Annotated in this window: 17 protein-coding genes; 7 read left to right on the top strand and 10 right to left on the bottom strand. The window is 67.4% G+C overall.

All coding sequences use genetic code 11. The annotated features are described in order from the left end of the window. The first annotated feature begins 56 nt into the window (after positions 1–56). Positions 57–2,081, top strand: a complete 2,025-nt coding sequence (locus tag CMV14_RS10795; protein WP_066958911.1) for a TonB-dependent receptor domain-containing protein — start codon at positions 57–59, stop codon at positions 2,079–2,081. 87 nt (positions 2,082–2,168) lie between these two features. Here CMV14_RS10795 and CMV14_RS10790 read toward each other — a convergent pair whose 3' ends face one another. From CMV14_RS10790 to CMV14_RS10780, 3 genes are all read right to left on the bottom strand, one after another. After that, complete coding sequence (locus CMV14_RS10790) at positions 2,169–6,347, bottom strand: translocation/assembly module TamB domain-containing protein (protein WP_066958910.1); 4,179 nt, start codon at positions 6,345–6,347, stop codon at positions 2,169–2,171. Beyond that, positions 6,347–8,368 carry an autotransporter assembly complex protein TamA gene (locus CMV14_RS10785; protein ID WP_066958909.1) on the bottom strand — a complete coding sequence of 674 codons (2,022 nt, stop codon included), beginning with the start codon at positions 8,366–8,368 and terminating at the stop codon, positions 6,347–6,349. The genes CMV14_RS10790 and CMV14_RS10785 overlap by 1 nt, the downstream gene beginning before the upstream one ends. Before the next feature lie 89 nt (positions 8,369–8,457). Continuing rightward, entirely contained in the window at positions 8,458–8,670 is a 213-nt protein-coding gene (locus CMV14_RS10780; protein ID WP_083215634.1) for a hypothetical protein, read from the bottom strand. Between the two features lie 189 nt (positions 8,671–8,859). Here CMV14_RS10780 and CMV14_RS10775 point away from each other — a divergent pair, with 189 nt between their 5' ends. Further along, positions 8,860–9,039 carry a hypothetical protein gene (locus tag CMV14_RS10775; protein ID WP_066958908.1) on the top strand — a complete coding sequence of 60 codons (180 nt, stop codon included), beginning with the start codon at positions 8,860–8,862 and terminating at the stop codon, positions 9,037–9,039. 29 nt (positions 9,040–9,068) lie between these two features. On the opposite strand, the gene CMV14_RS10770 is transcribed toward CMV14_RS10775, so the two are convergent. Next, complete coding sequence (locus tag CMV14_RS10770) at positions 9,069–9,710, bottom strand: S24 family peptidase (RefSeq protein ID WP_066958907.1); 642 nt, start codon at positions 9,708–9,710, stop codon at positions 9,069–9,071. Positions 9,711–9,800: 90 nt separating this feature from the next. Here CMV14_RS10770 and CMV14_RS10765 point away from each other — a divergent pair, with 90 nt between their 5' ends. Together CMV14_RS10765 and CMV14_RS10760 are read left to right on the top strand one after the other, a co-directional pair. Then, complete coding sequence (locus tag CMV14_RS10765) at positions 9,801–9,983, top strand: hypothetical protein (RefSeq protein ID WP_066958906.1); 183 nt, start codon at positions 9,801–9,803, stop codon at positions 9,981–9,983. Next, the gene (locus tag CMV14_RS10760) at positions 9,980–10,288 is read left to right on the top strand and encodes a hypothetical protein (protein WP_066958905.1); all 309 of its coding nucleotides are present in this window, start codon (positions 9,980–9,982) and stop codon (positions 10,286–10,288) included. The genes CMV14_RS10765 and CMV14_RS10760 overlap by 4 nt, the downstream gene beginning before the upstream one ends. Positions 10,289–10,315: 27 nt before the next feature. Here the strand turns inward: CMV14_RS10760 and CMV14_RS10755 are convergent, their stop codons facing one another. Together CMV14_RS10755 and CMV14_RS10750 are read right to left on the bottom strand one after the other, a co-directional pair. Further along, positions 10,316–12,019, bottom strand: coding sequence for a hypothetical protein (locus tag CMV14_RS10755; protein ID WP_066958904.1), 1,704 nt, complete (start codon positions 12,017–12,019; stop codon positions 10,316–10,318). Positions 12,020–12,115: 96 nt separating this feature from the next. Then, positions 12,116–13,321: a TIGR04063 family PEP-CTERM/XrtA system glycosyltransferase gene (locus tag CMV14_RS10750; RefSeq protein WP_066958903.1), complete on the bottom strand. Its 1,206-nt coding sequence runs from the start codon at positions 13,319–13,321 to the stop codon at positions 12,116–12,118. A 63-nt stretch (positions 13,322–13,384) separates the two neighbouring features. Here CMV14_RS10750 and CMV14_RS10745 point away from each other — a divergent pair, with 63 nt between their 5' ends. The 3 genes from CMV14_RS10745 to CMV14_RS10735 are packed head-to-tail and all read left to right on the top strand — an operon-like array spanning position 13,385 to position 16,279. Continuing rightward, entirely contained in the window at positions 13,385–13,588 is a 204-nt protein-coding gene (locus tag CMV14_RS10745; protein ID WP_066958902.1) for a hypothetical protein, read from the top strand. After that, positions 13,581–15,077 (top strand): putative O-glycosylation ligase, exosortase A system-associated, encoded by a 1,497-nt coding sequence (locus tag CMV14_RS10740; protein WP_066958901.1) that lies wholly within the window; start codon positions 13,581–13,583, stop codon positions 15,075–15,077. The genes CMV14_RS10745 and CMV14_RS10740 overlap by 8 nt, the downstream gene beginning before the upstream one ends. A gap of 14 nt (positions 15,078–15,091) precedes the next feature. Further along, a complete protein-coding gene (locus CMV14_RS10735) occupies positions 15,092–16,279 on the top strand; it encodes a mechanosensitive ion channel family protein (RefSeq protein WP_066958900.1) in 1,188 nt (395 codons plus the stop codon). Positions 16,280–16,308: 29 nt separating this feature from the next. On the opposite strand, the gene CMV14_RS10730 is transcribed toward CMV14_RS10735, so the two are convergent. From CMV14_RS10730 to CMV14_RS10715, 4 genes are all read right to left on the bottom strand, one after another. Next, positions 16,309–16,797 carry a GNAT family N-acetyltransferase gene (locus CMV14_RS10730; RefSeq protein ID WP_083215662.1) on the bottom strand — a complete coding sequence of 163 codons (489 nt, stop codon included), beginning with the start codon at positions 16,795–16,797 and terminating at the stop codon, positions 16,309–16,311. Between the two features lie 67 nt (positions 16,798–16,864). Further along, the gene (locus CMV14_RS27575; RefSeq protein ID WP_066958898.1) at positions 16,865–17,113 is read right to left on the bottom strand and encodes a DUF4880 domain-containing protein; all 249 of its coding nucleotides are present in this window, start codon (positions 17,111–17,113) and stop codon (positions 16,865–16,867) included. After that, a complete protein-coding gene (locus CMV14_RS10720; protein WP_066958897.1) occupies positions 17,058–17,654 on the bottom strand; it encodes an RNA polymerase sigma factor in 597 nt (198 codons plus the stop codon). The genes CMV14_RS27575 and CMV14_RS10720 overlap by 56 nt, the downstream gene beginning before the upstream one ends. 134 nt (positions 17,655–17,788) lie before the next feature. Next, on the bottom strand, positions 17,789–18,505 hold the full coding sequence (locus tag CMV14_RS10715; RefSeq protein WP_066958896.1) for an extensin-like domain-containing protein: 717 nt from the start codon (positions 18,503–18,505) through the stop codon (positions 17,789–17,791). Positions 18,506–18,509: the final 4 nt, after the last annotated feature.

Genomic DNA, 18,509 nt, shown 5'->3' with positions numbered 1-18,509 from the left:
GTAGAAACGGTGCGGTGCCACGGACAATAATAAGGATCAGGCTACCGCTCCTCGCGATGGCGGGGATGCTCGCCTCGGCGGGGGCGCCAGCCATCGCCCAGACCGCCGAAACCCAGAGTCAGCTGGTCTATCCGGCCGCCTTCTTCACCACCTTCTCCCCCGCCAATGCGCTGGAGATTGTCAAGCGCGTCCCCGGCTTCGTGCTGGAGGAGGTCGACGAGGAGATACGCGGCTTCGCCCAGGCGGCGGGTAATGTCGTGATCAACGGCCAGCGGCCAAGCTCCAAGTCCGATACGATCGATGTGATCCTGTCGCGCATTCCGGCCAATCGGGTGCTGCGGGTCGAGGTCAGCTCGGGTGACCGCTTCGGTTCCGACTATTCGGCCAAGGCGCAGGTGCTCAACCTGATCCTGAGTGACAGCGGCGGGATCGCCGGCACGCTGGAAGCTAGCGCGCAGCGCGAGTTTACCGGCCATGTCTTTCCGACCGGCAGCGCATCGGCGCTACTGAAGCGCGGCCCATCGACTTTCAATCTGGCGGTGTCGCTTACCAATGAACAGAGCACCGATGAGGGCATCGACCTGATCACCGCCCTGCCCGGCGGAGCGCTGCGCGAGCGGCGCGAGAAGGTGAACAAGACCACGGCCCCCTTCGCCACCGCCTCGGCCTCCTGGGCTTATGATGCCGGTGCCAACCGCACCGCCCATGTCAACGGCCGCTATTCGCGCTTCGATTTCTCGCTGACCCAAACCAACCATGTGTTTCCGGTGGGCGCGGGGGCCCGAGACGACCGGCTGCTCCAGCGCAATCACCGCCATGATTTCGAGATTGGCGGCGATGTCACCCGACCCCTCGCTGGCGGCGGCATCAAGCTGATTGGCCTGATCACGCGGCGGACCCGCGACAACAGGGACGTGGTGCTGCTACGTCCGATCGGTGCGCCCAGCCTGGGCGGGTCCGAACAGACCCTCGACGATCGCAAGGCCGAGAGCCTGGCCCGTCTCGTCTGGAACCGGAGCAATCTGGCCGGCTGGACCGTGGAGATCGGCGGAGAGGCCGTGCTCAACCGACTGGAAAGCGATGTCGGCGTGTTCAGCGTCGCGCCGGATGGAACGCGCAGCCGCATTCCGCTTCCGATCGATGAGGCGGTGGTCCGCGAGAAGCGCGCCGAAGCCTTCGTCAACGCCGGACGGCCGCTGAGCTCAAGCCTGCGGCTCGACCTCGGCCTGAACTATGAGACGTCGCGTCTGATCGTGCGCGGCGACGCGCAGGCGCAGCGCTCGCTGAGCTTCATCAAGCCCAAGACGATCATCGACTGGCGCCCCAAGGGCGGCTGGCACGCGCAGCTGTCGCTGAGCCGTACCGTCGCCCAACTGCAGTTCGAGGATTTCATAAGCAGCGTCACCCTATCGAGCGAGCAGGTGGAAGGCGGCAACGCCAATCTGGTGCCCCAGCGCGCCTGGGAACTGCTGGCGACGATCGAGCGCCCGATCCTGGGCGATGGGCTGATCAAGCTCGAACTGGGCCACAACCGCATCTCCCAGGTCCAGGATCGTATCCCCACCCCCGAGGGTTTCGACGCGCCGGGCAATCTCGGCAGCGGCAAGGAATGGATCGCGCGCGCCAAGCTCGACGCGCCGCTGCGCGGCCTGGGCATCAAGGGCGGGCGGCTGACGCTGTACGGTTCCTATGTGGGAACCAGCGTCGTCGATCCCTACACGCTCCGCAGCCGCCCGTTCTCGAACAACCGCGCCTTCGCTTACGAAGCCAATTTCCGCCAGGATCTCGGCAAGTTCGCCTGGGGGCTCGACGTCGAGGGCGTCACCCACGCCACCAACTTTCGGCGTAACGAAACCGATCGCTTCTCCGAACATCCGACCCTGGACATCTTCGCCGAATATCGGCCCAGCGCACGGACGACGCTGAGCGTAGCGGTCGACAACATCCTCCAGGCCCGGATCAGCCGCCTTCGCACCTTCTACGCGCCAGACCGGACCAACCCGGCCCCCAATCAGCAGGAACTGCGCCACCGCAACCGGCATGTGCTGCCGTCGATCAAGGTGAAGCACAGCTTCGGCTAGATTGGTTTCCAGTCGGGTGAAAACAACTGACGACTCGGAAATCACGGCAAACTGAGGAAATCGATCCGGTCCTGAACCGGATCGGGTCTAATAATCCTTCGATACCCTGACGCTCGCGCTCTGTCGTCCGATCGTCGAGATGCTGGAGAGCAGCGACAGCCAGCGGGTGATCTGAAACTCGATCCGCGTCGCCGAATAGCCCTGGCCGTCGCTGATTACCTCCACATAGGTTCGCCGGCCGATATATTTGCCTGCCGCGATCGAGGTGCCGGTGCCGATCGTCGGGTCCGCCGGCAGGATGCGCAGCCGATCGAGCCCGGCAGCGCGGCGCACCGCGTTGATCGGGTTGAGCCCGCCGCCGCCTCCGCGCAGCGATCCGACCGCCGCGGCGAGCTGGAGCGCTTCGGGGGCCGAGAGGTTGGTGATCGAGGTCCCGAACAGCAGACGCGACAGCAGTTCGTCCTCGGGCAGTGCGGGAATGCTGGTGAAGTGGATTTCGGGCCGCAGTCCCGTCCCGCCCACCGCGATCGTCGCGCTGACCCCGTTGAGATTGGCCTTCGCGGTGATGTCGAGCAACGGGTCGGGCGGTGTCTCGCCAAGGAAACGGATCGAGCCACGATCGAGGTCGAAGCGGCGGCCAGCGAATTCATAGCCTCCGCGCACCAGATCGACCCGGCCCGTGATCGCCGGATTCTCGATCGTGCCACCAAGGTCCAGCCGGCCGCGCCATTCGCTGTCGAGGCCAAGGCCCGTCACCATCAGCTGGTTACGCGAATCCACCTTGATATCGAGCCGCCAGGGCGCGCGACGGAGCGGTTCATCGACATCGTCGGGTCGGTTCAACTCGACCGTGTCGAACTGCGGGATCGCCGCCACCGCTGCCGCCCGGCCAAGCTGGAAGCGTCCCCGCGCCAACCGCACGTCGCCGGCGATGGTGCCGCCATTGCCGTTCGACTTGATCGTCAGCGGGCCGGTCACGGTGGCGCCGATATCGTCGCGGCTGAGCAGCTGCGCGTTCTGCGCATCGATGGCTACATCCATGCCCAGCCCCTGTTCGGCCGCGAAGTCGAAGGCGGCACGGCCGCTGAGCGTTCCCCCGCCCCGCGTCTGCCCGCTGAGCTTGTCGATCACGAGGCGCGAGCCGTTGAACCGGCCCGATGCGGCGATATTGTTGATCACCGTGCCCGTCACCGCGCTCTCCAGCCGCGCCTGGGTCGAGCGCAGCGAGCCCCGGATGATGGGGTTGGCGCCGGTCCCGCTGATGTCGGCGCCGATCGAAACCGGTCCGGAGATGTCGATGGTCTCGATCCCGAACAGCCGCCACAGCGTATCGGCCGGGCCGCCGTAGCGAAGCTGGGCGAACAGGTTGCCGGCGAGCAGCCGGTCGGGCAGGTCCCCGGACGCGGGCAGGTTGGCGATGCGCGCCTGGGCTCGCCCGATCACCTTGCCGCCGCTCGACACGATCGCACGGCCGGCCGCGACATTGTCCGTCAGGACCGCCGCAAGCGCGACATCGGCGGGGCGCGAGGTGAGCACCAGCCCGGAGCGCGACAGCCCCCTGATCTTCAGGTTGGCGCGCCCCGTCGGGATGCGGGCGCCCCGCTGGAGCCGGTAATCGACGTCGCCGGTCGCGATCCCCGAAAGGCCGAGTTCCGGATAGAAGATGTCCAGCACCGACAATGGCATCGACTGCACGCCGGCCTTGATCTCGTTCGCAGCGCCACCGAAGCGCCCGGCGAGCGTCGCCCTGCCCCCCACGAAGGCCAGGGTGGTCGGGTCGAGCCGCCAGCTGTCGCCATCACGGGTGAGCACCGCCGGAGTTTCGATGCGGATCGGGCGGCGGTCGATCGCGCCCTCGGCGGTCAACACATAGCTGTCCGGGGTTATCCGCGCGACGGTGGTGAGCTGGAAGCCGCGCCCGCGCGACCCAGCCAGATTGGCGGTGATCGAGCCGCTGCCGCCCTTGAGCGCGATCGTCGCCCGGCCGCGCCCAAGGGTCACTCCCTTCATGGTCGTGCCGAACAGCGCGACGGTGCCGTTCGCCTCCACCCCGGCAGGATCGAGCAGCAGCGTCCCGTCGAGCCGGCCCCGGCCGATCGTGACCGGGAGCGGGGTGCCCAGCGTCGCCCGGCGCGCGCGCAGATGCGCCTCGATCTTCTGCATGCCGCGCTCAACCGAAAACAGCATCGGTCCGGTGATCGTGCCGTCGGCGAGATCGATACGCCCTGTGAAGCCGCCCGGATCGGAGCGCAGGCTGCCGCTGCCCCTGGCACCGCTCACCGCCACCGCCTCGACCGCGATCGTCGCGGGCTGGCCGGCGGGAAGCAGGATCGCGCCCCGGCTGCCCCAGGGGCCGAGCCGCGATCCGCCGCTGGCGCTGTAGGCGAAGCCCTGCGCGGTCGGATCGAGCTTCACCGTCACATTGGAGAGGCCAAGCGCGGGGAGCGGGCTGGCTAGCAGCAAATCGATCCTGGGCCGGCTGATATTGCCGTCGAGGGTTATCTGGAGCGGGCCATAGCGGTCCTGATGGCCGCTGCCCTTGAAATAGAAGGTCCCGTCGCGGCGGCGATAGCCGGTGCCGCCGATGCGGACATCGGGCCCGGTGAGGATGAGCCGGTCGAAATGGAGGATGCCGTCGGGCCCGCGCCGCAGCCGCGTGTCGATCGACGGCAGGCCCCCCGCCAGCGAACGGAGGAAGGCGTTGTCGAAGCGCCGTACCCAGGCGCGTCCACGGCCCGCCACCATCGTGCCACGGCCGGCGGTACCCGGCACGACCTTCAGCTCCGAATTGACGTCGACGATGCCGATACCGGGAATGAAGTAGCGCAGCAGTTTTCCGCTCAACGCGACATCATAGGCCCCGGTCCTGAGATCGAGGCTCAGTGACAGATCGCCGCTCAGCTTGTCCGAACTGAGCTTGAGCTTGTTGCCCGTCACCTTCTGTGCGGTCACGAGCAGCACGCCGTCGACCTTGAGATTGCCGAGGATGCCGCCGGCGACATCGCCCACCCCGGTCACCCGCCGCGCCGACAGCCGCACCGGCAGCTTGACCGGCGGATCGGACAGCTTGCCGCGCCCTTCGGCGCGGACGACGTCGAAACCCGTCTGGTCGAAGGCGACGTGATCCGCGGTGAGCGCATAGCCATAGTCGGCTCTACCGAACGGCCCGTCGAAGCTGGCGTGGAGCCGGATATTGCGCCCGGTCATGTTCGGGAAGAAGGCCGGCGGCCTGAGCAGCCGCGCATCGACAATGACCTCCTCGAATGCACTGTTGGCGAGATCGAGCGTCCCCGCGGTCGCAATCTCGATCGCTTCGGTCCGGAGTGCCAGCGTGCCGCCCAGCCGCCGGTCGACAAGGGTCGCCGCGCCGTCGATCCGGATGATGGGCGCCGACAGCCGCTGCAGCTTGCCCTTCAGGAAACTCGTGGGCGCGAGGAAGCCGTCCAGCGCATATTTGCCGCTATCGGCGGTCAACGCCAGTTCGACCAGCCTCGTATCGCCGACGTCGAGCGTCGCCCTGCCCTTCCAGCGCGTCCATCGGCCGGTACCCGAGATCACGCCATCGACCGGCTTTTTCCAGCCGGTGACGCCTGCGATCACGCCATCGGCCGGGCCGGTCATCTTGGCATCGATATCGAAGCGGTCGCGATCCGGTTCGGAATCGAGCTGGAGGGCGAGCCGGTCGCGCGCGGAGGATGACGCGTCGAGCTTGAGCAGCACGCGGCCGTCATGGATATCGGCGCTGGCGTCGACCCGCGCCGCCTGCCTCTTTCCGCTGACCGGCGGTTCCAGCCGCAGCCGCCCGATATGGAGGCGACCGACATGGATGTCGAAGCCGGGCAGCAGCGGCCCCTTCTTCGGCGAGGGCTTGAGCGCCGGCAGCCGGTGGAGGATCAGCAGTTCGGTATCGGCGCTCCTGATCCACAATTTGTTGGCGACCCAGGCCGCCGGCCGCCAGTCGAGCTCGATCTCCGGCGCTTCCAGGAACAGGCCCTTGGTATCGTAAAGGCGAAGGTCGCGCAGCGTGGCGCGGCTCCAGATCGATCCGTCGATCCGGCCGATGCGGATGCGCAGGCCGGAGCTTGGCCGCAGCGCGCCGATGCGGTCAACGATCAGGCGGTGGCCGGGGCCACTGTCGAGCATCCAGATGCCGACAGACAGCAACAGCAGGATCGACAACAGCCCGATCGCGACGATGCGCAGCACCGGATTGCGCACGCCCCAGCGATGGACCCTCTCCTCCACATCGGCGCGGTCGATCGCCATCAGAAGGCCTGCCCCAGGGAAACATAGACCGCGATCCGGCTGTCGCCCCTGCGCCGGTTCAGCGGGGTGCCGACATCGACGCGGATCGGACCGAAGCTGGTGTAATAGCGCACGCCGAGGCCCGCGCCGTAGCGCATGTTGCGGAAGGTGGGCAGCCGCGCCGCATAGAGATTGCCGCCGTCGAGGAACGGCACCACCCCGAAATCGCCGAAGCGCACCCGCGCCTCGATCGAGAATTCCGCAAGGCTGCGGCCGCCCGCCGGATCGCCATTGATGTCGACCGGTCCGATCTTCTGATAGCCATAGCCGCGCACCGATCCGCCGCCGCCCGCATAGAAGCGGCGGGTCGGCGCGATCCGCTCGGCCGCCGCGCCGATGATGGAGCCGAGCCGGGCCCGTCCGGCGATCACCGTGCGCCCGCCGATCGGCAGATAGGTGCTGCCGTCGATCTGCGCCTTCACATAGCCGAAGGCACTGCCCTGCAGCGACAGTTCGGGCGAGACGCGGGCGGCCAGCCTGTAGCCCCGGGTCGGGTTCAGCAGGTCGTCCGATCCGTCATAGGACAGGCTGGAGGGCAGCGCCCCGGTCAGATATTGGCGCCGCCGGGGCACACCCGTCGCCTTCACGGTGTCGTCCTCCTTCGACGCAGTCAGTTCGACGCCGTAGGACCATGTCCACTTCTTCTGCCAGATGATGTTGGTCTGCCGCTCCAGCCCCGCCGCCAGGGTGATCTTGCGCGCCTCATAGGCATTCTCGTCGAGATGGCTGACCGACACCTGCCCGGTCAGCACCCGGTCGCGCGCCTTGTAGTTGTTGCGCCGCAGGACCGCGCCGAGCGACTGTTCCTGGGTACCGAGCACGCCGCGGAAGGTCACCGCGCCCTCTGGCCGGATAAGGTTGCGGTGCTGCCAGCTGGCCTCGACCCGATAGCCCTCGCCCGTACCATAGCCGACCGCGCCGGAAACGGTGCGAGGCGGCGCCGGCTCCAGCTTCACCGCGATGTCCACCACGGCAGGATCGGCGGTGGGAACGGGCTTGATCGTCACCGCCGAGACAAGGCTGGTCTGGATCAGCGCACGGCGGAAATCCTCCATCTTGGCAGCGTCATAGATGTCGCCCGGCCGGAAGCGCGCGATACGGCCAAGATGCTTGGCGCTGAACAGCCGCTTGCCGTCGATGACGACGCGTCCGATCCGCTGGACATGGCCGGGATCGACATCGAGCAGGAGCTGGACGTTGTGCTCCTCATGATCGACGGTCAATTTCGGCTCGCCGACCTTGGCGAAGACGAAGCCCTCGCGTCCCAGCTCGGCCTTGAGCGCGATCAAGCCTGCCTCGATCCGGTCGGCGCTCGCGGGCTGGCCCTCCTCGATCCCGAGCGCGCGGCGCAACTCGCCGCTGCTGTCGCCGGCCTCGTCGATCCCCGCAAGCTGGACCGACGAAAGCGTATAGAGGACGCCCGGCGCCACGACGAGCGTCACCGCGAGCCGCTGGGTACGCTCATCCTCGATGCGGGTGGTCACGTCCGAATCGAAATAGCCGGCAGCGCGCAGCAATTGCTTCAGCAGCGCCTCGTCCTGCCGCGCGCGACGATCGATCTGGGCAGTGTTGCCGACGCCCTTCCCTTCCTCGAGCGCCGACAGCATCTTGAACCTGGCCCGAAGCGCAACCTCGACCTCCAGCGGTATCCCCTCCTCGCCGGACAGGCCCTCGATGCCGACGGTATAGCGGCGATCGCTGTGGCTCTCGGCGGCGTCGGCCTCGGCCGGCCTGACGCCGGGCGCGGCGGTGCCGTTCCCGCCGGCAGCGGCCGCGGGCGGGGTATCGCTGCCGTCAGCCGGTTCGGGCCAGTCGACCTCCATACCGGGCAGCGGCGCCATATCGCTCGACGGGTCCAGATCGGGCAGCTCTGCGGGCTCGGGCCCTGCCGGGGTGGGCTGCGCATGCACGGGCAGCGACACGCAGAGCATCGCGCCCAACATGATCGATCGAGCGCGGAGCGGCGGGCGGGCGACACGCATGCGCAGGACCCTAGCGGCAGCCTGTCCGCCCCGCCAGACTCTAGTGATGTGTGATGGTTAGTCGGCGCCGAAACGACCTTATCGAAAGATCAGTGGACGGTGCCTATCGCCACATCCTGGGTCAGCACCGACAGGAAACGCTCGATCTGGCGCCACTCGCAGAAGCGAATCGCATTGCCGAGCTCGCGATAGTGGCGGCTGCGCGCGGCGGCCTCGTCGATCGCCATCAGGCCATATTGGCTCAGCAGGTCCTGCGCCTGGTCGATGCTGCTGCGATCGGCGATGTAGAAAATCTCTTCCAAGCGAGCCCCCTGCTGCGGTTGCGCGTCCTACACTCAAGCCCCGTGCCAGGACCAGAAAAACCCGCTGGTGCAGCCAGATGGTTGGTAGCCGCGCCGTTCACCAAGTCCCGTTGCGGGACCGATCGTCCCGCCATGGCACAGGCGGGACAAGCGCTGGCGCCGGACGCTCGGCCATGGCATGGGGGCGCCATGGAACAGCAAAAGGGTGGCGCCTCGCGCGCGGGCGGGGCGATCGTCGCCTTCACGATCATCGCCGGAGCCGTGATCGGCAACCATTTCGGCCAGCCGTCGATCGGCGTGCTGTCCGGCATCGGGTTGGGCGTGGCCCTCGCGCTCGCGCTCTTTCTGGTCGACCGCAGGCGAGGCTGAAACCGGCATTTCCTGGTCTCGATGCTGGTTCAGAGCTTCCGGCCGCACCACAGGACACGGCCGATGATCGCCAGCAAGGCAGGATCATAGTCGGCGATATCGGGATAAGCGGGGTTGTCGCTGCGGATCAGCAGCCGCCCGCCGTCCCGGATGATGCGCTTGACCATCAGCATGCCATCGAGCCGCAGCACATGGATGGCACCGGCCCTGACCGCCACCGCCTCGCGATCGACCAGGATATCGTCCCCATCGCATAGGGTCGGCTCCATCGAATCGCCGGCGACGCTGATGATCGACAGGCTGTCGGTCCGGCGCGCGCCAAGGTCGCGCAGCCATTTCTCGTCAAAGCCGATGGGACGACCGCGCTCCTCGATCTCGGCGAGACCGCCCGCCCCCGCCGAAGCGCCGATGTCGATCCGGGGCACCGCTACCAGCGCGGACATGTCCGGCGGCGTTCCCGCGCCCGCACGACCGCCGAGCCGGTCCTCGGAGACGCGGAAATAGGCGGCCAGCCTTAGCCGATCCTCCTCGGACAGGCGTCGGGGCGTGCCGCGCTTGATGAACTGCTGGATATAGGCCGGGTTGCGGCCGAGCAGCCGCGACACAGCGCTGTAATCCTCTCCGCGCTCGCGGATCAGCGCATCCAGCGCGGTTCGGACATCATCGGCCATGATCCTCCATTACCGATAGGATTTTTCCTAGACAAGTAGGAAATGACTTGGAACATAATACGAACAAATGAGTCGCGAGGAGCCCGCCACATGCATCTGCTGTCGATGATCGAACGTTACCTGGCCGAAAGCGGCATCACCCCCTCCCGCTTCGGACGAGACGCGATGGGCGATCCCGGTTTCGTCGGAACGCTGCGGCGGGGGCGCCTGCCGCGAGACAGCACCGTCGAACGGGTGACCGCCTATATCCGCACCGCGCGGGCCGCGCGATGAGCGATCCGGTGAAGGCGATCACGGGGGTGCTGCGGCAATGCTGTGACCCACCCGCCACGCTGCGGATCGAGCGCGGAGAAAGCCGCGCCTGGCAGAGCCTGTTGTTCGATGGGGCACGCCATCACATCCGCCTCGGGCTGTCAGGCGGTAGGCTCGATGGCGCGCTCGACAGGCTGCGGCAAGCGCTGGCCGTCCCCGACTTCGTCATCCCAGGCCACATCGTCGCCGATATCCGTCTCTCGGCGGTCGATCATGAGGGTGAACATGCCGTCCTGACCCTGGAGGCCCTGACGATCGAGGCATGACGGATGCCGGTGGGAAGCTTCTGATCCTTAGCGCCGCACCATGTCGCGCAGCAGGTCCAGCGTCACGTGGAGCGGCTGATCGAGCATCTCCTCCTTCCGCGCCTCGTCGATGCGCGGCAACGCCACGGGGGAGATGGCCGGAGCCGGTGCGGCAACGGGCGGCGGAGCGGACGGCTGCGCCTGGGGCTGGATGCCCAGGTTGAAAGCCGGTGACGGCTGCGCCACGGGCATATCATAGGCTGCCGCGGGGATTGGCTGCCCCTGCGGCGGCGGTGCGGCAAATCCGGAGGGCAGTTCGGCCCGCTGCAGAGGGATGGGATCCATCGCGCCGGGCGGCTGTGCGAACCGGGCTTGCGGAACCGGCGCCTGCGCAAAAGCCGGCGCGACCGGAGGCGCAGCGGCGGAAGCGGCCGCAGCAGCGGCAGCCCGGCGGCTGTGGACCTTGCTCTCCAGCCGGCCGAGCAGATCCTCCAGCTGTGCGCGGTCGAAACCCGGTGCCGCCGCGGGGCGCGCCGGGGCCGGAGCCGGCGTTGCTGCTGCCGGCGCTGGCGCTCGAGGCGGCGTGGGCGGCGCGAAGAAGGGCTGTTGTGGCGGCTCGGGTGCGAAGACTGGCTGCTGCGGTTGCGGAGGCGGAGCCGGAGCAACGGGAGGAACGGCGGGTGCGGCCGCAGGCGTCGCGAAGGATGGCGGCTCGGCCTGCGGGATCGGCAGCGGCGGCGCCGGCTGTGCAAGGATCAGCGGGGGCGGATCGGACGCGAGCGGCTGGAGCGGCGGCGGCTGAAGAGGCGGCGGCTCTGCAGGCGCCGCGCCGAAGGGATCGGCCGCCCGAGGTGCCGGTACCGATGCTGGTGCCGGCATCGGTACCGGCTCGCCCGGTGCTGCCGCCGGCAATTCGGCGGCTAGCGGCACATCGAAGACGGCGGGATCGTCGGGGCGCGAACCCGGCGCGGGCAACCAGCTCGGCATGCCGGAGGAGACCGCCGCCGGCGCGGCCGCTACTGGAGCCGCATCGAAGGAGACCGGGCGATCGGGCAGATCGAAATTGGCGTTGAGCGGCGGCGCGCCCTCGGCCGCCGGAACCGTCCAGGCCGGTACGGCCGGCGGCGCGGCGAAGGGATCGGGCGGCGCGATGGGCTGGGCCAGCGGCGGTACATGCGGCTGGAGCGGCGGCGCCGAAACCCCGGCGCCGGGCAGGATCTGACCGAGCGGCGGCAGTGGCTGGTTGAGCCCCGGCACCGGCGACGGCGCACCGAACGGCGATGGCGGAGCAAAGGGCGCGGGTTCGCCGATGTCGGTTCGCGCCGAAAGCGGCCGGCGCGCATCGCCCGAAGGCGCCTGCGACCAATCGTTCGCGCGCGCGGCGCCGGGTACCACCAGGTCGAGCGGATCGGTCGGACGATAGGCATCCTCGTCCTCATCCTCATAATCGTCTTCACGGGTGCGGATCAGCCTGCTCATGCCCGCACGGCCGAACAGCAGCCAGTCGACCAGCACCCAGCCGATCCCGGCGGTGACGATCCCAGCGAGCACCGCGAGCAGGGTGCGATCATTGGGCGAGATCGGCGGCTCCGCCTGGACCATCAGCTTGGACAGCCGGGTTAGGGTCGTCACCGTCTCCAGCATGCGGATCGGCATGGCAAGGACGAAGAACGCCGCCGCCACGCCCAGGAGCATCGCCAGCAGCAGCCCCATCACCAGGCTCGACCGCCTCTTGCTTTTCGTCAGCACCATTGGAACGCCCATATGTTTCTTTATCGCCCAATAATAAGGCAAAATTGGGATTCCGTTACTTTCCGTCGAAGAAGCTTGCCCTAAGGCAAAGAAATTTCAACGCCTTCCCTGTTTTGCCAGCCTTTCATAGACCGGCCGATAGCGCGCGACATTGACGCCCCAATTGCGATCTCGTTCCACGAAGGCGCGGGCCGTGGCGCGCCGCTCGTCCCAATGGACGCGATCCTCCAGCAGGGCCGCCAGCGACGACGCCAGCGCGCCGGGGGCGTCCGGTGCGAACAGCGTGCCGGTGACACCGTCCTCGATCAGTTCGCGATGCCCGCCGACGTCCGACGCCGCAACCAGCCGGCGCTGCGCCATGGCTTCCAGCGGCTTCAGCGGGGTAACCAGATCCGTCAGCCGCATCGACTTGCGGGGATAGGCGAGGATATCGGTCAGGCTGTAGTAGCGCTCGACCTCCTGGTGCGGCACCCGGCCGACGAAGCATATCCGCTCTGCCACCGGCGAGGCCGCTGCCTGGGCGCGCAGGGCGGCTTCCATCGGCCCGCCGCCGACCAACAGCAGCGCCGCCCGAGGACGCTTCGCCACCAGCAGCGGCATCGCCGCGATCAGGTCGTCGAGCCCCTCATAATCATAGAAGGAGCCGATGAAGCCGATCACCTCGGCACCCCGCAGGCCGAGTTGGTCGATCAGCGCCTCGTCGGGCGGTGGCGGATCGCCGAACAGGTCGAGGTCCACGCCATTGGGCGAAACCATGATCTTGTCCGCCGCGATGCCGCGCGCGACAAGATCCGAGCGAAGCCCCTCGCAGATCACCGCCACCGCATCGGCGCCGCGCACGACATGGGTCTCGAGCATGCGGGTCAGCCGGTACATCGCCGATCCCTCGCGCCCTGTGCCGTTGCCGACCGCCGCATCCTCCCAGAAGGCGCGGATCTCATAGAGGAAGGGCAGCTTCAACCGTCTGGCAGCCCTGAGTCCCGCCAGCCCCGTCAGCGCGGGCGAATGGGCATGGAGGATATCGGGGCGGAACTCCGCGGCGACCTCGCCGATGCGCTTTTCGAGCGCCCTCACCTCGCGCCATTCCCCGATCGGCGCGCGCGCGGGCGCAACCTTGGGCGTGCGGCGGAAGCGCAGCCCCTCCTCCTCGGCCGGGTCGGGCAGCGGATCATTGTAACGCGGGCCGGTGACGCCGAGCACCTCCCAGCCCATCGAAATCTGCGCCTTGAGGATCGCCCGAGTACGAAAAGTATAGCCGCTGTGGATGGGCAGGCTATGATCGAGGATATGGAGGATCTTCATGTGGCGCGAAACGCGCATGAAGAGGCCGGGAATGTCAACCGGAATCGGGTCGGAACGCCAGCTATGATCGACACGCTTTCGCTGCTCCTGGCCCATTTCCTGCTGGGCTTCGTGGCGATCCGAATGCTGCAGCATCCCGATCTGAACGAGGAGCCGATCGGCTCGGGCCGCCACTTCAAGCCTGTCCTGCCCAAGAAGCAGGAACAGCAACCCAGACGCGCCGGAGTCGAAACCGGCGAAGCACGGCCAGGCTCGAACCGTGCGTGACCTCTTCCTGATCGGCTTCCTGGTATCCCTGCTGCTCGCGGGGTTCCGGCGGCCTTTCCTGTTTGTCTGCGCCTATATCTACGTCGATATCGTCTCGCCACAGCGCCTGTCCTATTATCTGCTGAGTTCGATCCCGGTGTCATTGATCGTGTTCATCGCGGCCTTCCTCGGCTGGGCGATGAACGACGACAAGAGCCTGGCCAAGCCATCTCCGCGTCAGGTCGTGCTGATCCTTCTGTTGCTGCTATGCGGATATACCACCCTGACCGCCGACCATCCCGACGCCGCGATGGAGAAATGGGACTGGGTGTGGAAGGCGCTGGTCTTTTCGATCTTCCTGCCGATGACGCTCTTCACCCGCGCCCGGATCGAGGGCGTGCTGCTGTTCATGCTGCTCTGCCTGTCATCCATCGCGGTGGTCGGCGGCGCCAAGACGCTGGCCGGCGGCGGCGGCTATGGCACGCTTAACCTGATGGTCGCCAACAATTCGGGCATGTACGAAAGCAGCACCATCTCGGCCTTCGCGATCTGCTCGATCCCACTGATCCTCTACATGGCGAAATATTCGACGCTGGTGCCGCCGTCGATCTTCGCCAGGGTCTATTGGTATGCACTCGCCTTCGCGTGCCTGCTGATCCCGATCGGCACCCAGACCCGCACCGGCCTGCTCTGCATCGTGCTGATGGCGCTGCTGGAGCTGCGCGCGGCGAAGCGGCGGATGCTCTATCTGGGAATCATGGTCGGGATCGTCGCCGCCGGCGTCCCCTTCTTGCCGAAAAGCTATACCGAGCGGATGGACACCATCCAGGGCTACCAGGCCGACGCATCGGCCTCCACCCGGCTGGCGGTGTGGAAATGGACGATCAACTATGCCGGCAGCCACCCGTTCGGTGGGGGTTTTAACGCCTATATCGGCAACAAGCTCGAAATTGACATGAGCTACAAGACCGCCGACGGCACGGTCGTGAAAGTGGTCGGCTACGATCAAGGCCGGTCGTTCCACAACGCCTATTTCGAAATGCTCGGCGAGCAGGGCTATCCCGGGCTCGCGCTGTTCCTGATCGTCCACCTCGTCGGCATCTTCCGCATGGAGATCGTGCGACGCGCCTACAAGAAGGAGGAAGGTCCCAATGCCTGGGTGGCGCCGCTGGCTGCGGCGCTCCAGCATGCCCATCTGATCTTCATGCTGGGCTGCTCCTTCGTCGGCATCGCCTTCCAGCCCTATATCTATTTCATCATCGCGGTGGAGATTGCGTTCGACCGCTATGTCCAGACCTATGTGAAGAAGAAGGTGTGGAACCCCTTCCGTCGCCGACGCCGCGATATCGAGGCCGCCGAGGCCAAAGCCGCGATCGAAGCCGAAGCCGCGGCCGAAGCGGCGGCGGCCGAATCCGAGCCGGAACCCGATCCCGAACCCACACGCGGCTTTGCCCGTGCCGGGGAACACCGCCGCACTCAACCTCGTTGGGGCACCACGTCCGGCAAATAATGATGGACTATTGAATGTCTAAGACGGGTAACGCCGCCACCTCCGAAGACCAAGCCCTTTTCCAGTCGGTCGCCGACATCGAGCTTTTCTGGGAACAGGTGCTCGTCTGGATAGCGAACCATTATCTGAGCATCGCGATCGCGGGCGCCGCGGGCGCGGTGATCGTGGCGATCCTCTACGGCCTGCGCATGCTGGGGACGCGGCTGTGCCGGCGCCAGCATCTCGGCCACTGGCCGCGCATCGTCGGCCGTGCGATCGCCCGCACCAACCTGTTCTTCATCGTCATGCTCGCGTCGAAGATCGTGAGCGGCTACGCGGCCCCCCCGGCGGTGGTCGCCGATACGGTGCGCTTCCTGTTCACCGTCGCCGCCGCGATCCAGGCCGCGATCTGGGTACGCGAGCTGGTAATCGGCATCGTCGAACATCGCGCCGGCGACGACGAAGAGAGCGGCTACTCGACGCTGGGTTCGGCGATCGGGATCATCCGCCTGCTCGTCACCGCAGTCTGCTTCATCGTGGCGACACTGGCGATCCTCGACAATGTCGGCGTCAACATCACCGGCCTCGTCGCCAGCCTCGGCATCGGCGGCATCGCGATCGGCCTCGCGGCGCAGGGCATATTCTCCGATCTGTTCGCAAGCCTGGCGATCATCTTCGACCGCCCCTTTCGGCGCGGCGACACCGTCAACTGGGACAAGACGACGACCGGCACGGTGGAGGCGATCGGCCTGAAGACGACCCGTCTCCGCTCAGTAACCGGGGAAGAGGTGATCATCTCCAACACCAACCTGCTCAACAAGGAGTTGCACAACCTCACGCACACGATGCGCCGGCGCGCGACGCTGATGCTGGGCGTGACCTACCAGACCCCCCCCGAGACGTGCCGACGCATCCCCGACATCGTCAAGGGGATCGTGACCCGGCAGGACAAGGCGGTGTTCCTGCACTGCTCCATGATCAATTTCGGCGCGTCCTCGCTAGACTATGAACTGATGTTCGACGTGCTCGCCGAGGACGCTGAGGTCTTCAACCGGGCCCGCCACGAAGTCTGCATCACCATCCTCGAAACCTTCGCCGCAGAAGGCATCCAGTTCGCTTATCCGACCCAGACCACCTTCACCGCAGCCCCCGACGGCACGATGGTGATGCCCTATCCCGAGCCCGAGACGTCGCCGAAGCCGGCCAGGCCGGCCAAGGCCTGATCGGCCGGTCTTTCGCAATCCGGTCGTGGCTACCGGCTATGTCGGTGCAGGGGCTTTTCCATCCGCACGAGGGGTACTGGCACGCCATCCGGCGCCACTGCCTCGAACCGCTCAACCACGCCGTAGCCGCACGCCTCGTACAGCGGCAAACCCGCCAGCGTCGCCGCCATTTCGGTGCGCCCGAACCCGGCAGCGGCGGCCGCGGCCTCGCACAGGGCGATGATCCGCCGTCCCACGCCTCGCCGCGCGAAGGCCGGATCGGTGTACATCGCCCTGATGCGCGCCGCATCGCGCGCGGGATCGAGCATCGCGGCATCGCGCCCCGCGCTCGCGTCACCGCCGAACAGCGTCGCCCGGGCGCTCCAGCCGCCACAGCCCGCGAGCAGGCCATCGATCTCGACAAGAAAATAGCTGCCGTCGCGGATCAGCTGGGTATCGAGCCCCATATGCGCGCGGCTCGCGGCGATCTGGGCGGGGGAGAGGAACCCTTGCTGGAGCTCGGCGATCGCCCGCTCCATCAGCGCGGCGATAGCGGGGATGTCGGCGGTATCAGCGATCCGGTGGCGCAACCCTGCTCAGCCCTGCCTATTGCTGGTCCTGGCCCTGTTGCGATGCACCAGCCATGTCCCGCCGGTTCTCGTCCTGCACTGGTGACGGCGCCATGGCGCCCACCCCGGCAGCCCTCTCCCACGCCGCCCCTGCGCGCGCGAATGCGATGGCATTGCGGGGATCGGCGCCGAGCCATGCGTCGAGTTCGGCGCGCAACTCCGCCGACCGGTCATCGAGCTGCCGGGCAAAGAAATGCGCCGCCCGGGCCAGCCGGCCCTCCTCCACGCTGCGCGGGCTCTCCACCTCGCCCAAAGCTTCCCTCCTCGATCTCGGCGATCACCCGCGCGAGCAGGGCCACCGCCTTGCCGAGATGCTTCTCGACCGTGGAGATCGACAGCCCCATCTCGGCCGCGATCTCCCCGATCGAGCGCTCATGCACCCGGCGCAGCACGAATACACGGCGACATTGCGGCGGCATAGCCTCGATCGCGCGCTGGACCTGGCGCAATTCGTCGCGCGCCGAGATAGCGGCCTCTGTACGATGGTCGGCTTCGCCGTCGCCGGCATCATCGAGGCTGTCGAAGGCGACCAGCGCGTTGCGCCGCGCATGATCGATCAGAACGTTGCGGGCGATGCGGAAAAGATAATGGCGTCCATCGCCGATGCGCACCCAATCCTCGGTCCCATAGGCGCGGACGAGCGCTTCGGAGACGATATCGTCGATGTCGCCCCCTGCCGTGGATGCCCGGCGCAGGCATGCGCGCAAGGCCCGCTCATGCGGGAGGATGCTCGCCTTGAACCAATCGATACGTGCAAGATCGACCACGCCAGTTCCCCAAAAACTGCCGAGCGATCCCCTCCGAATTATGTTGTGGCCACAGCACATCATCTTTGCCCGACCATGTCCAGAAGATTACGCGATGCTACCACAGGGTGGCTGCGGGGCGCGCAGCCTGTTGCTCAACGGCAATAGCTCCACCCGCCCCGCGCTGCCTGGTCGAGGTGCAGATGGTCGCGGTGCGCCGCATTATAGTCAGGCGAAAGCACCGTCGCGAACATGCGGCAGGCCCCGTTGCGCACCTCGCGCAGGAATGCGGCCTCGGCACCATCGCGCCTCCAGTCCCCGGCGACGCTGATCCGCCGGCCGCCGGACAGGCGGAAACCGGCGATATCGATCGCATTGGCCCGGGCATGTTCGCTCCACCGCCCCTCGCGGCCTCCGCGGATCGGGCGGCACGCATAGCTGCCGAAGCTGTCGACCCGTGTGACGGGCCTGCCGAAATGCCGAAGCGCCGCGGGCTGCACCACCTGGCGCTCCCAGAGGAACAGCCCGATCGCCACCGGACAGGAAACCTCGGCGCGCGGCGCATAGCCGAAGCCCGGCGAACTTTCGAGCCGGACGCCATCGTCATAGCCGCAGGCCCCGCCCTCCGCCCGGGCCGGTGGCAGCACCGCATACGCCTCCGCGCCATCGTCGAGCAGCCGACGGCAGGAACGGAAATCGCCGTGCAGCCCAGCAATCTTGAAGTTGGTGAAGCGCCCCGCCTGCTCACCCAGCGACAGCGGCGTCCAGGGCAGATCCTGCGGGTGCCCCTTCGCCCAGCTGTAGAAGGCGAGGCCCAGCGCCGCGATGAAGACGGTGAGGAAGAGGCGGTGTGAGGTGCGGGCGAAGGCCATCGTC

Source organism: Rhizorhabdus dicambivorans (assembly GCF_002355275.1).
Classification (GTDB): domain Bacteria; phylum Pseudomonadota; class Alphaproteobacteria; order Sphingomonadales; family Sphingomonadaceae; genus Rhizorhabdus; species Rhizorhabdus dicambivorans.
The sequence above is the reverse complement of the archived record's forward strand: the minus strand, read 5'-3'. Positions and strand labels throughout refer to the sequence as shown.

What these genes read in the sequence shown, in the direction of transcription:
- CMV14_RS10795 (WP_066958911.1), top strand. Translation starts at nt 57, where the DNA reads ATGGCGGGGATGCTCGCCTCGGCGGGGGCGCCAGCCATCGCCCAGACC.
- CMV14_RS10790 (WP_066958910.1), bottom strand. Translation starts at nt 6,347, where the DNA reads ATGGCGATCGACCGCGCCGATGTGGAGGAGAGGGTCCATCGCTGGGGC.
- CMV14_RS10785 (WP_066958909.1), bottom strand. Translation starts at nt 8,368, where the DNA reads ATGCGTGTCGCCCGCCCGCCGCTCCGCGCTCGATCGATCATGTTGGGC.
- CMV14_RS10775 (WP_066958908.1), top strand. Translation starts at nt 8,860, where the DNA reads ATGGAACAGCAAAAGGGTGGCGCCTCGCGCGCGGGCGGGGCGATCGTC.
- CMV14_RS10770 (WP_066958907.1), bottom strand. Translation starts at nt 9,710, where the DNA reads ATGGCCGATGATGTCCGAACCGCGCTGGATGCGCTGATCCGCGAGCGC.
- CMV14_RS10765 (WP_066958906.1), top strand. Translation starts at nt 9,801, where the DNA reads ATGCATCTGCTGTCGATGATCGAACGTTACCTGGCCGAAAGCGGCATC.
- CMV14_RS10760 (WP_066958905.1), top strand. Translation starts at nt 9,980, where the DNA reads ATGAGCGATCCGGTGAAGGCGATCACGGGGGTGCTGCGGCAATGCTGT.
- CMV14_RS10755 (WP_066958904.1), bottom strand. Translation starts at nt 12,019, where the DNA reads ATGGTGCTGACGAAAAGCAAGAGGCGGTCGAGCCTGGTGATGGGGCTG.
- CMV14_RS10750 (WP_066958903.1), bottom strand. Translation starts at nt 13,321, where the DNA reads ATGAAGATCCTCCATATCCTCGATCATAGCCTGCCCATCCACAGCGGC.
- CMV14_RS10745 (WP_066958902.1), top strand. Translation starts at nt 13,385, where the DNA reads ATGATCGACACGCTTTCGCTGCTCCTGGCCCATTTCCTGCTGGGCTTC.
- CMV14_RS10735 (WP_066958900.1), top strand. Translation starts at nt 15,092, where the DNA reads ATGTCTAAGACGGGTAACGCCGCCACCTCCGAAGACCAAGCCCTTTTC.
- CMV14_RS10730 (WP_083215662.1), bottom strand. Translation starts at nt 16,797, where the DNA reads ATGGAGCGGGCGATCGCCGAGCTCCAGCAAGGGTTCCTCTCCCCCGCC.
- CMV14_RS10715 (WP_066958896.1), bottom strand. Translation starts at nt 18,505, where the DNA reads ATGGCCTTCGCCCGCACCTCACACCGCCTCTTCCTCACCGTCTTCATC.